The sequence below is a fragment of the Streptosporangium oxazolinicum genome (assembly GCF_039537505.1).
GTDB lineage: Bacteria > Actinomycetota > Actinomycetes > Streptosporangiales > Streptosporangiaceae > Streptosporangium > Streptosporangium oxazolinicum.
Genome location: NZ_BAABAQ010000006.1, coordinates 161411 through 174623 on the forward strand (window position 1 = coordinate 161411; position 13213 = coordinate 174623).

At 73.4% G+C, this 13213-nt stretch carries 11 protein-coding genes; 10 read left to right on the forward strand and 1 reads right to left on the reverse strand.

What is annotated here, in order from left to right; genetic code table 11:
* Positions 1 to 48: 48 nt before the first annotated feature.
* The 10 genes from ABD817_RS18215 to ABD817_RS18260 all read left to right on the forward strand — a co-directional run bounded on the left by ABD817_RS18215 (position 49) and on the right by ABD817_RS18260 (position 11246).
* A complete protein-coding gene (locus ABD817_RS18215) occupies positions 49 to 3276 on the forward strand; it encodes a type 2 lanthipeptide synthetase LanM family protein (protein WP_344919160.1) in 3228 nt (1075 codons plus the stop codon).
* Positions 3273 to 5444, forward strand: a complete 2172-nt coding sequence (locus ABD817_RS18220; protein ID WP_344919161.1) for a peptidase domain-containing ABC transporter — start codon at positions 3273 to 3275, stop codon at positions 5442 to 5444. Before ABD817_RS18215 ends, ABD817_RS18220 begins: the two co-directional genes overlap by 4 nt.
* A gap of 91 nt (positions 5445 to 5535) precedes the next feature.
* Positions 5536 to 5721, forward strand: coding sequence for a hypothetical protein (locus ABD817_RS18225; RefSeq protein WP_344919162.1), 186 nt, complete (start codon positions 5536 to 5538; stop codon positions 5719 to 5721).
* 99 nt (positions 5722 to 5820) lie between these two features.
* The gene (locus tag ABD817_RS18230; RefSeq protein ID WP_344919163.1) at positions 5821 to 5994 is read left to right on the forward strand and encodes a hypothetical protein; all 174 of its coding nucleotides are present in this window, start codon (positions 5821 to 5823) and stop codon (positions 5992 to 5994) included.
* 31 nt (positions 5995 to 6025) lie between these two features.
* Positions 6026 to 6193 carry a hypothetical protein gene (locus ABD817_RS18235; protein WP_344919164.1) on the forward strand — a complete coding sequence of 56 codons (168 nt, stop codon included), beginning with the start codon at positions 6026 to 6028 and terminating at the stop codon, positions 6191 to 6193.
* Positions 6194 to 6224: 31 nt separating this feature from the next.
* The gene (locus tag ABD817_RS18240; RefSeq protein WP_344919165.1) at positions 6225 to 6404 is read left to right on the forward strand and encodes a hypothetical protein; all 180 of its coding nucleotides are present in this window, start codon (positions 6225 to 6227) and stop codon (positions 6402 to 6404) included.
* Between the two features lie 193 nt (positions 6405 to 6597).
* Entirely contained in the window at positions 6598 to 6774 is a 177-nt protein-coding gene (locus ABD817_RS18245; protein ID WP_329090927.1) for a hypothetical protein, read from the forward strand.
* Positions 6775 to 7039: 265 nt separating this feature from the next.
* Positions 7040 to 8422 (forward strand): diaminopimelate decarboxylase, encoded by a 1383-nt coding sequence (lysA, locus tag ABD817_RS18250; RefSeq protein ID WP_344919166.1) that lies wholly within the window; start codon positions 7040 to 7042, stop codon positions 8420 to 8422.
* A gap of 58 nt (positions 8423 to 8480) precedes the next feature.
* A complete protein-coding gene (locus ABD817_RS18255; RefSeq protein ID WP_344919167.1) occupies positions 8481 to 9773 on the forward strand; it encodes a homoserine dehydrogenase in 1293 nt (430 codons plus the stop codon).
* Between the two features lie 660 nt (positions 9774 to 10433).
* A complete protein-coding gene (locus tag ABD817_RS18260) occupies positions 10434 to 11246 on the forward strand; it encodes a polysaccharide deacetylase family protein (protein ID WP_344919168.1) in 813 nt (270 codons plus the stop codon).
* 168 nt (positions 11247 to 11414) lie between these two features.
* Here the strand turns inward: ABD817_RS18260 and ABD817_RS18265 are convergent, their stop codons facing one another.
* Positions 11415 to 13148 (reverse strand): glycosyltransferase family 2 protein, encoded by a 1734-nt coding sequence (locus tag ABD817_RS18265; protein WP_344919170.1) that lies wholly within the window; start codon positions 13146 to 13148, stop codon positions 11415 to 11417.
* Positions 13149 to 13213: the final 65 nt, after the last annotated feature.

The window sequence follows — 13213 nt, forward strand, 5'->3', positions numbered from 1 at the left end:
GGCGGCGCCCGCATGTGACCGACGCCGCGCATCGGCAGAGTGCCAGTCATGAGCGGAGACGGAATCACCCCGGGGGCGGCGCCCGAGCTCGGCGCGGCGTGGTGGACGGGCGGGCTGACACTGGCCGAGCGGCTGGACCGGACCGGCGGAGACATCCCGGCGGGGCGGGCGCCGGAGTCGGCCGGCGAGACCGCGCGCTGGCGGCTGCGGGAGTGGCGGAACGCTCACGGGCTGCTGGAGAGCGGGCAGTTCGACCGGCGGCTGGCCGCGGCCGGGCTCACCGTCGACGAGCTGGCCTCGCTGCTGGACGAGGAGCCCGCCGCCCTGGCCGGCCGCGTCGCCCGGCCGGATTGGGCCGTACGGGCCGCCGAGTCGATCGCCACGGCGCACGCGGCGTCCGCCGAGGTCGTCGCCCGCGCGGGCGCGGCGCCCGCCGACGAGGGGTTCGCGGCGATCATGGCGCCGTTCGCCGAGGGCGCGCTGCGGCACCTGGGCGACGCGCTGGACGCGTGCGGCGCGGCCGTCCGGGCGGACGCCCTGCTCGCGGCCTGGAACGTCGAGCTCCGGCAGCGGCTCGCGGCACCGGCGTCGCGGACGCTGGTGCTGGAGCTCAACGTCATGCGCGTCTCGCGGCGGCTTGAGGGGGCGACGCCCGAGGAGCGGTTCGCGGACTTCGTCCGGTGGTTCAGGCGCCCCGAGGCGCTCGCCGCGCTGTGCGAGGAGTACCCGGTGCTGGCCAGGCTGCTGGCCCAGACGGCCGACCGGTTCGCGGCCGGCCGCAGCGAGATGCTCGCCCGCTACGCCGAGGACCGGCCCGACATCGTACGGACGCTGCTGGGCGGCGTCGACCCCGGCCCGCTGACGGCGGTCGAGGGCGGCGGCGACACCCACCAGGGTGGCCGCGCGGTCAGCGTCCTCACCTTCGAAAGCGGCGCGCGGGTGGTCTACAAGCCACGCCCGCAGGCCGTCCACCGGCACTTCAACGACGCCCTGGCCTGGCTCAACGAGCGCGTCACGGGCCTGGACCTCGTCCGCCTGGCCGTGCTGGACCGCGGACCGTACGGCTGGGTGGAGTTCGCGCCCCACCTGCCGTGCCGGGACCGGGAGGAGGTCGCCCGCTACTACCACCGGCTCGGCGCGCTGCTCGCGATGCTGCACGCCCTCGACGGCGCCGACTTCCACTGCGAGAACCTGATCGCATGCGGCGACCAGCCCGTGCTGGTCGACCTGGAGGCCCTGCTGCACCCGCTGGTGCCCGGGGCGGGGATCGAGCGCCTCATGGAGGACCCTGCGGCGCTCGCCCTGGAGTCGTCGGTGAGCCGCAGCGGCCTGCTGCCCGAGCTGATGGTGGGCGAGGGCGGTGTGATCGACCTGTCCGGCATGGGCGGCGACAAGGACGCCGTACTGCCGATGAGGACGCCGACCTGGACCGGGCGGGGCACCGACGAGATGCGGCTGGTCCGCGAACACCTGGCCTTTCCCGGCGTGCGCAACCGCCCGCGCGTGGGCGAGGACGAGGCCGACCCCGCCGACCACCTCGACGACCTGCTCGCCGGGTTCGGCGTCGGCTACGAGGCCATCGTCGCCGACGCCCCCGCCCTGGTCCGGCTGATGACCGCGTTCTCCGGCGACGAGGTCCGCGTCGTCCCGAGGGCGACCCGCACGTACGGCAAGCTGATGATGGAGTCCACCCACCCGGACGTGCTCCGCCACGGCCTCGACCGCGACCGCGTGCTGGACCACCTGTGGGCGATCACCCGTGGCGACCGCACCCGTGAGCGGCTGATCGCCTATGAGGCGGAGGACCTCTGGGCGGGCGACATCCCGATCTTCACCACCCGGCCCGGCAGCCGCGACCTGTGGACCTCCGGCGGCGTCCGCGTCCCGGACGTCCTGCCCGAGCCCAGCCTGAGCCGCGCCGTCCGCAAGGTCCTCGGCATGGGCCGGGCCGACCGCGCCCGCCAGGAATGGGTCATCCGGGCGGCCATGGTCACCCGGGACCACTCCGGGCTCAGCACCGTCGCCGTCGGCACGGCACCCGCCGTCCCCTCCACCTCCGCCACCGTCAGGCCGGACGAGGCCCGGCTGGTCGCCGCCGCCCGGGACGTCGCCGACCTCATCGACCGCCACACCTGTGCCTCCGGCCCCGGCGGGCGCGTCAACTGGCTCGGGCTGGAACTGGTCGAGGAGAAGTACTGGATACCGCAGCCGCTGAGCTGGAACCTGTACGACGGCTACACCGGCGTGGCGCTGTTCCTGGCGCAGTGCGCCGCCGTCACCGGTGAGGAGCGGTACGCCGACCTGGCACGGCGCGCGGCCGGCCCGCTCGCGCGGCTGGCCGAGGACCCGCCGGAGGAAGGCGTCATGGGCGCCTTCACCGGCCTCGGCGGAGTCGCGTACACCCTGCTCCACCTGGCCACCCTGCTGGACGACGCGAGGCTGGCGCGGCCGGTCGAGGACCTGGTGGAGCTGTGCGCGAAGGCGGCCGGTCAGGACGAGGCGCTGGACGTCATCTGCGGCAGCGCCGGAACCCTGGCCACGATGCTCGCGATCCACCGAGCCACCGGGTCACCCGCCGCCTGGCGCGCCGCGGAGGCGTGCGCCGAACGCCTGGTGACCACCGCGGTCCCCACCGGGGCCGGAGTGGCCTGGCACACGCCCATGAGCGACGACCTGCCGCTGACCGGCTTCTCCCACGGCGCCGGAGGCATCGGCTGGGCGCTGCGCCGCTACGCCGACGCGGGCGGCGACCCGCGCGCCCGTGACACCGCCCTGGCCGCCTTCGCCTACGAGAGCGAGCACTACCGGCCGGACCTGGGGGGCTGGCCCGACTACCGGGGAGGACAGGGCGGCGACGACATGCTCCACGCCTGGTGCCACGGATCACCCGGCATCGGCCTGTCACGCGTCGGCGGCCCGGCGCCGGACCTCGACCGAGACCTCGACCCGGACCTCGACCGCGCGCTCGCCGCCGAGCTGGGGCGCGGGCCGATGGCCAACCACAGCCTCTGCCACGGCGAGCTGGGCAACCTCGAACTGCTCGTCCAGCTGCGCCACCGGCCCGAGGCGGCGGAACTGCTGACGGCCCGCACGACCCACCTCCTCGACGACCTGGCCCGCCGAGGCCCCCGCTGGGGCGCGCCCGGCGCCGCCCCCACCCCCGGCCTGATGAACGGGCTGGCCGGCATCGGGCACGGCCTGCTCCGGCTCGCCCGGCCCGAGAGCGTCCCGTCCGTGCTGCTGCTCGACGCGCCCATCGGGGGTGAGCGCCGATGAGCAGGAACAGGGTCCCGCTGCGACACCAGCTCACCTCCACCGAATGCGCCGCGGCCTGCCTGGCCATGATCGCCAGCTTCCACGGCAGGGACACCCGGGTCTCCGAATGCCGGGAGACCCTCGGCATCGGGCGCGACGGCGTGTCCGCCGCCCACCTGATCGCCGCCGCCCCCCGCATGGGCCTGCACGCGCGGACCGAGCGGATGGAACGCCTCGGCCCCATCGACCAGCCGGCCATCGCCTACCTGGCCGACCACCACTTCGTCGTGGTGGAACGGGTCGGCGCGCGGCGCGTCCGCCTGGCCGACCCGGGCGGCGGCCGTCAGTGGCAGAGCGCGCAGGACTTCGACCGGCGCTTCGGCGGCGTGCTCATCCACGTGTCGCCCGGCCCCGGCTTCGTCCGGCGGCGCACCCCCATGCGGGAGTGGCTGATGCTCCGCTACCTGCGGGACTTCGTGGCGATGCCCGGCAGCCGGAGCCTGCTCGCCGCCGTGCTGGCCTGCGCGACCGTGCTGAAGCTGCTCGCCCTGGTGCTGCCGCTCGCCACCCAGCAGGTCGTCGACACCTTCGCCCCCGACCGGCGGACGGACATCCTGCCGCTCTTCGCCCTGGTGGTGCTCGGCACCACCGTCCTGGCCGGGCTGACGACCCTGCTGAGGGAGACGGCGGTGCTCGCCCTGCGCGTCCGCGCCGAGGCGACGCTGGGGCGGCAGCTCATCCGCCACATGCTGCGGCTGCCGCTGTCGTTCTTCATCCAGCGCCGCAGGGGAGACCTGCTCGCCCGGCTCGGCAGCGTCTCCACCACGCGCGAGACCGTAACGCAACGGCTGCTGATCCTCGTACTGGACGCCGCGCTCCTGGTGGGCTACCTGATCGGCCTGGCCGTGCTCGCCCCCGGCTACGTGCCCGTCGTCCTCGCCCTGGGCGCCGCCCACGTGCTGCTGGTGGTACGCGTCTCCCCACGGGTCGCGGCCGTCTACCAGCGGGAGCTGTCGGCCAAGGCCGAGGAGCAGAGCTACCTCACCGAGACCCTGGAGGCCGTGGTCCCGGTCAAGGCCAACGGTGTCGAGGGACGGGCCGAGCAGCACTGGGCGCGGCTGTTCGACACGTATCGCGGCGCCCTGGTCGTCCGCGGCCGGATCACCGCCGGTCTGGAGGCGTTCCACCAGGCCCTCACCATCGCCGCGCCGCTGCTCCTGCTGCTCACCGGGCTCGCGCTCGTCCTGAACGGCGGCATGACGATCGGCACCGCGCTCGCCGCCAGCACCGTCGCCCTCGCCGTGCTCGCCCCCCTGCAGGGGCTGGCCAGCGCGGGCCAGAGCTACCCGATGCTGCGCAGCCAGATCGAGCGGGTCTACGACATCGTCGACGCGGACGAGGAACCCTCCGGCCCCGTACGCCTGCCCGCGCACACCGCCAGCGGCGTCGAGGTCGAGGACCTGGTCTTCCACTACCAGGCCGACGCCCCGCCGGTGCTCAGGGACCTCACCTTCACCGTCCCGCCCGGTGGCAAGCTCGGCATCGTCGGCCGCACCGGCTCCGGCAAGAGCACCATCGCCCTGCTGGTCCTCGGCCTGCTGCGCCCCACCGCCGGTACGGTGCGCCACGACGGGTACGAGCTGGACGACCTCGACGTCCACGACCTGCGCTCCCGCTGCGGGGCCGTCCTGCAGGACCTCAACCTGTTCAACGGCACGATCATGGACAACCTCACCCTCGGCCGCGAGGACGCCACCGAGGAGGAGGTCGTGCGTGCCGCCCGCATCGCCGGACTGCACGACGACGTGGGCGCCATGCCCATGAAGTACGGCACCCTCGTCGGCGAGGCCGGCGCCGCGCTGTCGGCCGGGCAGCGCCAGCGGGTCGCCCTGGCCCGCGCCCTCGTCCACCGGCCTCGCCTGCTCATCCTGGACGAGGCCACCAGCCACCTCGACCCCGAGACCGAACGCCGCGTCGACGCGGCGCTGTCCCGGCTCGAGGTCACGCGGATCGTCATCTCGCACCGGCTGAGCGCGATCCGCGACGCCCACAGGATCCTCGTGCTCGACCGCGGCCGCGTCGTCGAGCGGGGCACGCACGAGGAGCTCATCGCACGAGAGGGGACCTACCGAGAGCTGTTCGCGCACGACGCGGCGCCCCGGCAACGAGCCGGGGCCCTGAACGCGTGAGGCGCGCCGGATCCCGCCGGCGCGCCCCAGGACCGATTCCGATCGTGATCCACGAGATCCCAATCCAGAAAATCCAGAAGGAGAGTACGTCATGTCCGACAACGAGCTGATCCGTCAGTGGAAGAACCCGCAGGCCCGTACCGCCGACCTCGCCCACCCGGCCGGGGAGATCACCCTGGACGACGCCCGCGTGGTCGGCGGTCGCCCGCCGGTGAGCGAGTACTTCCTCACCTGGGGCTGCTGCCCCACCGCCACGTGGTGCGGCGGCGACTTCTGATCCGCTCCACCGCGAAGGGCCCTCGGCCCGCCTCCGCGCCGGTCCGGCCGGAGCCTCCCGAAGCATCGAGTCTCACCGATCTCACCAAGGAGTTATGGAATGTCTGACAACGAGCTGATCCGTCAGTGGAAGAACCCGCAGGCCCGTACGGCCGACCTGGCCCACCCGGCCGGGGAGATCACCCTGGACGACGCCCGCGTGGTCGGCGGTCGCCCGCCGGTGAGCGAGTACATCCTCTCCTACGGCTGCTGCCCCACCAACTTCCTCTGCTGATCCCCGGCGGCCCACACCAAGGAGTTATGTGATGTCCGACAACGAGCTGATCCGTCAGTGGAAGAATCCGCAGGCCCGTACCGCCGACCTGGTTCACCCGGCGGGGGAGATCAGCCTGGACGAGCTGGTCGGCGGCCGCCCGCCCGCCACCGAGGGGATCGCCTCCTGGGGCTGCTGCCCCACCGGCTACTACTGCTGACCCTCGGCCGCGTGCGCCAGGGAGGCGTGAGATGTCCGACGACGAGCTGATCCGTCAGTGGAAGGACCCGCGGGCCCGCGCGGCCGACCTGGTCCATCCCGCCGGGGAGATCGACCTCGACGAGCACCTCGCGCGCGTCATCGGTGGCATGCCGCAGGAGACCTGGCCCCCGGTGATCTCGCACAAGTGCTGCACCGTGGACCTCTGCTAGGAGGCCCGGAGCATCCGGCCCGAGACCGTGACCGAGCGTCGCGTCGCGGACCTCCGCCGCGAGGTCCGCGACGGTCCACCGGGCACGGCCACCAGTGGTTACCGAAGGTTACCGAAGGGTGGCCGGTTCGGCCCTCGTGCCGGACCGGCCCCCGCGCCTCACGCACGACCAATCTCGACCAAGGAGACATGTGATGTCCGACAACGAGCTGATCCGTCAGTGGAAGAACCCGCAGGCCCGTACGGCCGACCTGGTCCACCCGGCCGGGGAGATCAGCCTGGACGAGCTGGTCGGCGGCCGCGAGCCGAGGACGGAGCACTTCATCAGCATCGGCTGCTGCGCCACCAGCACGCTCGCCTGCCCGGTGTAGTCCCGCCGGGCGGCTGAGTGCCGGTGCGGGCCCCGGCGCCGGCGGCCCGGCACCCGGCCCGCACCGGTCCTCACCGGCCCGCGCACCCCGGCCGGGATGCGCGGGTCCGCCCCGGGCCTCTCCCAAGATCACGTCGCGGTACGACGTTAAAATATGTCGCGAAAGCGGCCAATAACGTAAAAAGTTCACGTGTTCGGGGAGGATCGCGTCTCGATGGGTGGGCAATCGTCTCAGGGGGATCACCGGGTCCGATAGCCTCGATCGGGTGAGTCGATTCGCCCATCCCGCCGGTGACCGGCATGCAGAAGTGCTGCCCGAGGAGCGCCCTCCGCACGCACCCGCCGACCTGAACACCCTCGACCCGACCATCTGGCCCCGAACGTCGAGCCGCGCCGACGGCTCGATCACGATCGGCGGCGCGGACGTCAGGGACCTGGTCGCGGAGCACGGCAGCCCGCTCTACGTGGTGGACGAGGAAGACTTCCGCTCCCGCTGCCGCGACTACGCGAGCGCGTTCTCCGGCGGCGAGGTCCACTACGCGGGCAAGGCCTTCCTGTGCCGCGAGGTCGCCCGCTGGATCATGCAGGAGGGCCTCGGCCTCGACGTCTGCAGCGCCGGGGAGCTCGCCGTCGCGCTCAGCGTCGGGTTCCCGCCCGAGCGGATCACCATGCACGGCAACAACAAGTCGCTCGCCGAGCTGGAGAAGGCCGTCGAGGTCGGGATCGGGCACATCGTGGCCGACTCCTTCGAGGAGATCGCCCGCCTGGGCTTCCTCGCCGACAAGCACGGCAGGCGTCCCAAGGTGATGATCCGCGTCACCGTGGGCGTCGAGGCCCACACCCACGAGTTCATCGCGACCGCCCACGACGACCAGAAGTTCGGCTTCTCGCTGAGCGGCGGCGCGGCGGCCGAGGCGGCCAGGCGGATCCTCGCCCTGCCCCAGCTGGAGCTCGTCGGCCTGCACTCCCACATCGGCTCCCAGATCACCGACACCGCCGGGTTCGAGGTGGCCGCGGCCCGCCTGGCCACCCTCCTGGTCAAGATCAAGGACGAGCACGGCGTCGTGCTGCCCGAGCTCGACCTCGGCGGCGGCTACGGCATCCCGTACGTCGAGGGCGACACCGCGCCCGACGTCAAGGAGATCGCCGATAACCTGCGGGAGATCGTCAGCAAGGTGGCCAGGGGGGCCGGTCTGCCGGTGCCCAAGCTCACCGTCGAGCCGGGCAGGGCCATCGCCGGGCTGGCCGGGGTGACGCTCTACGAGGTCGGCACGATCAAGGACGTCGAGGGCCTGCGCACCTACGTCAGCGTCGACGGCGGCATGAGCGACAACATCCGCACCGCCCTCTACGGGGCCGAGTACACCGCGCGGCTGGCCTCCCGGGAGAGCGCCTCGGCACCGATGCTCTCGCGCCTGGTCGGCAAGCACTGCGAGAGCGGCGACATGGTCGTGCGCGACCTGTGGCTCCCCGCCGACCTGGCCACCGGCGACCTGATCGCCGTCGCGGGCACCGGCGCCTACTGCCGCTCGCTCGCCAACAACTACAACTATCTCCCCAAGCCCGCCGTGGTCGCGGTCAGGGACGGGGTGTCCCGTGTGATCGTCCGCAGGGAGACCGAGGACGACCTCCTGAGAGGACAGCTGTGAAACGACCCGGAGCGGCCGAGAGCCGTCCATGGTGTGAGCGACGAGGGGGCGTGACCGCATGGCACTGAAAGTCGCACTTCTGGGATGCGGCGTCGTCGGCTCCCAGGTGGTCAGGCTCATGCACGAGCAGGCCGACGACCTCGCCGCCCGGATCGGGGCGCCGCTGGAGCTCGCCGGGGTCGCCGTACGGCGCCTGGGCCGCAGGCGGGACGCCGACGTGGACCCCGCCCTGCTCACCACGGACGCCGAGGCCCTGGTCACCCGGGACGACATCGACGTCGTCGTCGAGGTGATCGGCGGCATCGAGCCCGCCAGGTCGCTCATCCTGGCCGCGCTGAACAGCGGCAAGTCGGTCGTCACGGCCAACAAGGCGCTGCTCGCCGAGGACGGCGCGACCATCCACGCCGCGGCCAGGGCCGGTAACGCCGACCTCTACTTCGAGGCGGCCGTCGCGGGCGCCATCCCGCTGATCCGGCCGCTGCGCGAGTCGCTCACCGGAGATCACGTGCACCGCGTGCTCGGCATCGTGAACGGCACCACCAACTACATCCTCGACCAGATGGACTCCAGCGGGGCCTCGTTCTCCGACGCGCTGGGGGAGGCGCAGGCGCTGGGCTACGCCGAGGCCGACCCCACCGCCGACGTGGAGGGCTTCGACGCCGCGGCGAAGGCCGCGATCCTCGCCGGGATCGCCTTCCACAGCCGGGTGACGGCCGCCGACGTGCACCGCGAGGGCATCACCGAGATCACCGCGACGGACGTGGCCAGCGCCAAGGCCATGGGATACGTCATCAAGCTGCTGGCGATCTGCGCCCGCTCCGACGACGGCAGGTCGTTCGGGGTGCGGGTGCATCCGGCCATGATCCCCAGGACGCACCCGCTGGCCGGGGTCCGCGAGGCCTACAACGCGGTGTTCGTCGAGGCGCGCTCCGCCGGGCAGCTCATGTTCTACGGCGCGGGCGCGGGTGGCGCCCCGACCGCGAGCGCCGTGCTGGGCGACATCGTGGCCGTGGGGCGCAACGTGCTGGCGGGCACCCGTGGTCCGGAGGAGTCCACGTACGCGGACCTGGTCGTGCACCCGATGGGCGAGACCGTCACGCGCTACCACGTCTCGCTGGACGTCGCCGACAAGCCCGGCGTGCTCGCCAGGGTCGCCGACATGTTCGCCAAGCAGGACGTCTCCATCCAGACCGTCCGGCAGGAGGGGCACGGCGCGGACGCCCAGTTGGTGCTGGTCACCCACAGGGCCAGCGACGCCGCGCTGTCGGCCACGATCGAGGCCCTGCGCGAGCTGGACATCGTCCGCGACGTGGTGAGCGTCATGCGCGTCGAGGGCGAGGACACCCCCTAACGGCGCCTCGCGGCTCGGCCCCAACGGCGGGGCCGGGTGCTCGTCGAGCGAGGACACCCTCTGGCGGCGCCTCGCGGGGCCGGTCCGCCGTGACCGGCCCCGCGGGCCTCGGCCCGCGCCGATCAGCGAGCCACGGTGGCGCGGACCGTGCGAACGGGGGTCGTTTCGGCCCGTCAAGGTGGGTGGGGTCAGGGGCTCGGGACGGCCCGTCCTGCGGAGATCGTTCCGAGCCGTCCAGGCCCGGTGGGGTCAGGAGCTCGCGGCGACCGGTTCACGGGGGTCGCTCCCGGAAGGCCGGTGCGTGGTTCACGGCTTTCCCGCGTCTCTTCGAGCCTGCCGCGCCTCCCCGAGCTGTCCCGCACTTCCCCGAGCCGTGCCGCGTCTCCCCGAGCCGTGCCGCGTCTCCCCGAGCCGTGCCGCGTCTCCCCGAGCCGTGCCGCGTCTCCCTGAGCCGTGCCGCGCTTCCCGCGCCGTGCCGCGCCGGATCGGGGGGTGAACGCGCGGCGCCGTTCGTGCTCGGTGCGGGTCCCCGGGACCCCGTGCCATGCCGACTCGGCATCGGCTTCCTGGGCATTTGATAACAGATCATTTGGTGACCCCTGCCGACTTATAAGGTGCTTTCATGCCCTGTTTGCCGTTCCGCGAAAGGGAGTTTTCACCGTGAAGGTCTTCCCCCGGATGGTGGCGCTCTCCGTGGCGCTGGCCATCGTGGCGACGCTGGGCCCGGCCGCCCACGCGGCGACCGCACGCCCCTCGAAGAAGATCAAGACGGTCGTCGCGCTCACCTTCGACGACGGCGACTCCTCCCACCCGGCCGTCGCCCGCATGCTGGAGAAACGCGGTATGCGTGGAACGTTCTACGTCAACACCGACACCGTCGGCGACGAGGAGAAGCTGACCCGGCGCGGGCTCGCCGAGATCGCCAGGAAGGGCCACGAGATCGGCGGTCACACGCTGACCCACGTCCGTCTCACCGAGCTGACCCAGAGCGAGCAGGAGGGGCAGATCTGCGACGACCGCAGGGCGCTGGTGGCATGGGGATACCGGCCCACGACCCTCGCCTACCCGTTCGGCGCGGTCGACTCCGACGCCATGGCGGTGGCGCGCCGGTGCGGCTACGACGCGGCCCGCGGGGTGGGCGGGCTCAAGGAGTGGGGATGCCCCGCCTGTCCGGCCGGTGAGGCCCTGCGCCCGAAGAACCGCTACGACATCCGCACCCCGGGCTCCGTCCGCGAGGACACCCTGCTGCGACACATGAAGCAGCAGGTCCTCAACGCCGAGAAGAGCGGCGGCGGGCTGGTCCCGCTGGTGTTCCACCGCGTCTGCGACGACTGCGGCCTCTACTCGACGACTCCCCGGCTCCTGGGCCAGTTCCTCGACTGGCTGGTGACCCGGAAGCCGCACGGCACGGCCGTGCGAACCCTGCAGAGCGCCGTCGGCGCCCGTTACCGCCCCCTGCCCAGGCAGGAGTGACCGGGCCGCCGAGGACGCCCGGAGGTCCGGGGCGTCCTCGGCGGCAGGGCGTGGCGGCAGGGCGTGGCGGCAGGGCGTGGCGGCAGGGCGTGGCGGCAGGGCGTGGCGGCAGGGCGTGGCGGCAGGGCGTGGCGGCAGGGCGTGGCGGCAGGGCGTGGCGGCAGGGCGTCAGGAACCCTCGGTGAGCCTGCGGAGGCGGCGGGCGGCGCGGCCGAGAAGGGAGCGCTGCTGGGCCTGGCGCAGGGCCACGGCCTCCAGACGGCGCTGCTCGGCCTTCTCCTTCCACCTGACGGTGTCGCGGCTGCCCTTGGCGGCCTTGGCGCGCAGTTCCTTCAGCTCGGCCTTGAGGGCGGCGACCTGCCGCTGGGCCCGCTCGCTCTCCTTGGCGCGCGACTCGGCCGCGGCCTTCCAGCGCGCGGCCTCCCGGTTGCGGTTCACGGCCCAGTACGGGTAGGCGCGGGCGGCGGGCCGGAACTTCCAGGACTCCGCGTCCAGCCAGGTCGCCCCGTGCAGGTCGGCGATCACGTCGTCGAGCCGCTCGTCCTCGCGGGCCACCCGCATCGCCCTCGCGACGGCGGAGGTCCGCTCCAGGCGGGCGGCCAGGACTCCGGACTCGTCCTCGTCCAGCGCCACGAGCAGCAGGCCCTCGTCGTCCTTCTCCGCCTGCTCGATCAGCTTGGCCAGCGAGTCCACCCCCGGTACCCACCCGGCCGGGCAGACGAGGCGGAACGGCGCGGGCGCCGAGGTCGCGGGGACCCGTTCGGCGAAGGAGACGCGGCCGTCGTGGGCGTACTGGCCGCGCAGCAGCCGCAGGTCGAGCAGCGGGTCGTCCAGCGGGACCGGGCGCTCGCCGGTCAGCGACGCCCACGGCCCGGTCAGGGTGACGCGCACGTCGGGCAGGGTGCTGGCCAGCGACCCGTCGACGCTCGCCCTGACGTCCTCGAAGGAGGCGTCCCCGGCGTCCACCACGACGTCGACGTAGGGGACCAGCCACTGCCGGCCCGCGTCGGTGCGCAGGTGGCGCCGGTACGGGATCCGGTCGGCGATGAACGGGTCGTTGTGCCGCCTGACGTCAGCGGGCCTGCGCATCGCCGTCGTGGTGCCCAGGTGCCAGCCGAGGGCCTCGGCGTCGGGGACGAACACCGCGCCCGTCTGGGTGAGCCGGTAGCCCAGCTCGGTGTCCTCGCCGAGGGTCAGGGAGGTGTCCAGCCCTCCCGCCTCCCTCAGCAGGGCGGCGGGCAGTGAGACCGTCGCGCCCACGTGGACGCGGTGCAGCAGCGAGCTGGGCGCGTCCCGGAAGTCGCGGTGGGTGGCGACGAGCTCGCCGATCCAGTCGTGCCCGTGTTCGGGGTCCTCCTCGAAGAGGGAGCCCGCCCTGTCCTTGCCGACGGCGATCTGGACCTCGGCGGGGGTGGGCGGGGTACCCGCCATGGCGGTGAAGCGCAGCGTCCCCGTCACCACCATGTAGTCGGCCAGATGGTGCCAGCGCATGTGCGCCTCGACGTGTTCCCGGTAGGAGACGATGTCTGCGTCCATCCGGTGGATCACCTGGCCGTCCGCGGCGGCCGTGCCGGTCTCCAGGGCCCAGGCGATGCCCCGGCGGCCGGAGGCGTTGCCGATGATCCGGGTGTGTTCCGGGGCGATCCCGGGGAGCCGGAGCGGGGGGGCGCTGCCGTCGTCCACGACGATCACCTCGAGGAGGTGGGCGGGGTAGGTCTGCGCGGCGAGCGCGGCGAGCGTGAGGTCGAGCCTGTCCTGCCGCCCCCTGGCGGGGATCACCACGCTCACCGACAGGCGCGGCTCCCAGCTGCCGGGGGCGGGGGCGGACAGCACCCCGTAGTCGTTGCCCGGGATCCGCGGCGTGGCGACGGCGCCGCGGGCGAGGATCCGCGACGTGCTCACGGCGTCTTCCCCAGCCGAAGCCGGAGCCGGTGTCGCGTACGGCGCATTGGGGATACGCGGCGTGC

What these genes read in the sequence shown, in the direction of transcription:
- ABD817_RS18215 (WP_344919160.1), top strand. Translation starts at nt 49, where the DNA reads ATGAGCGGAGACGGAATCACCCCGGGGGCGGCGCCCGAGCTCGGCGCG.
- ABD817_RS18220 (WP_344919161.1), top strand. Translation starts at nt 3,273, where the DNA reads ATGAGCAGGAACAGGGTCCCGCTGCGACACCAGCTCACCTCCACCGAA.
- ABD817_RS18225 (WP_344919162.1), top strand. Translation starts at nt 5,536, where the DNA reads ATGTCCGACAACGAGCTGATCCGTCAGTGGAAGAACCCGCAGGCCCGT.
- ABD817_RS18230 (WP_344919163.1), top strand. Translation starts at nt 5,821, where the DNA reads ATGTCTGACAACGAGCTGATCCGTCAGTGGAAGAACCCGCAGGCCCGT.
- ABD817_RS18235 (WP_344919164.1), top strand. Translation starts at nt 6,026, where the DNA reads ATGTCCGACAACGAGCTGATCCGTCAGTGGAAGAATCCGCAGGCCCGT.
- ABD817_RS18240 (WP_344919165.1), top strand. Translation starts at nt 6,225, where the DNA reads ATGTCCGACGACGAGCTGATCCGTCAGTGGAAGGACCCGCGGGCCCGC.
- ABD817_RS18245 (WP_329090927.1), top strand. Translation starts at nt 6,598, where the DNA reads ATGTCCGACAACGAGCTGATCCGTCAGTGGAAGAACCCGCAGGCCCGT.
- ABD817_RS18255 (WP_344919167.1), top strand. Translation starts at nt 8,481, where the DNA reads ATGGCACTGAAAGTCGCACTTCTGGGATGCGGCGTCGTCGGCTCCCAG.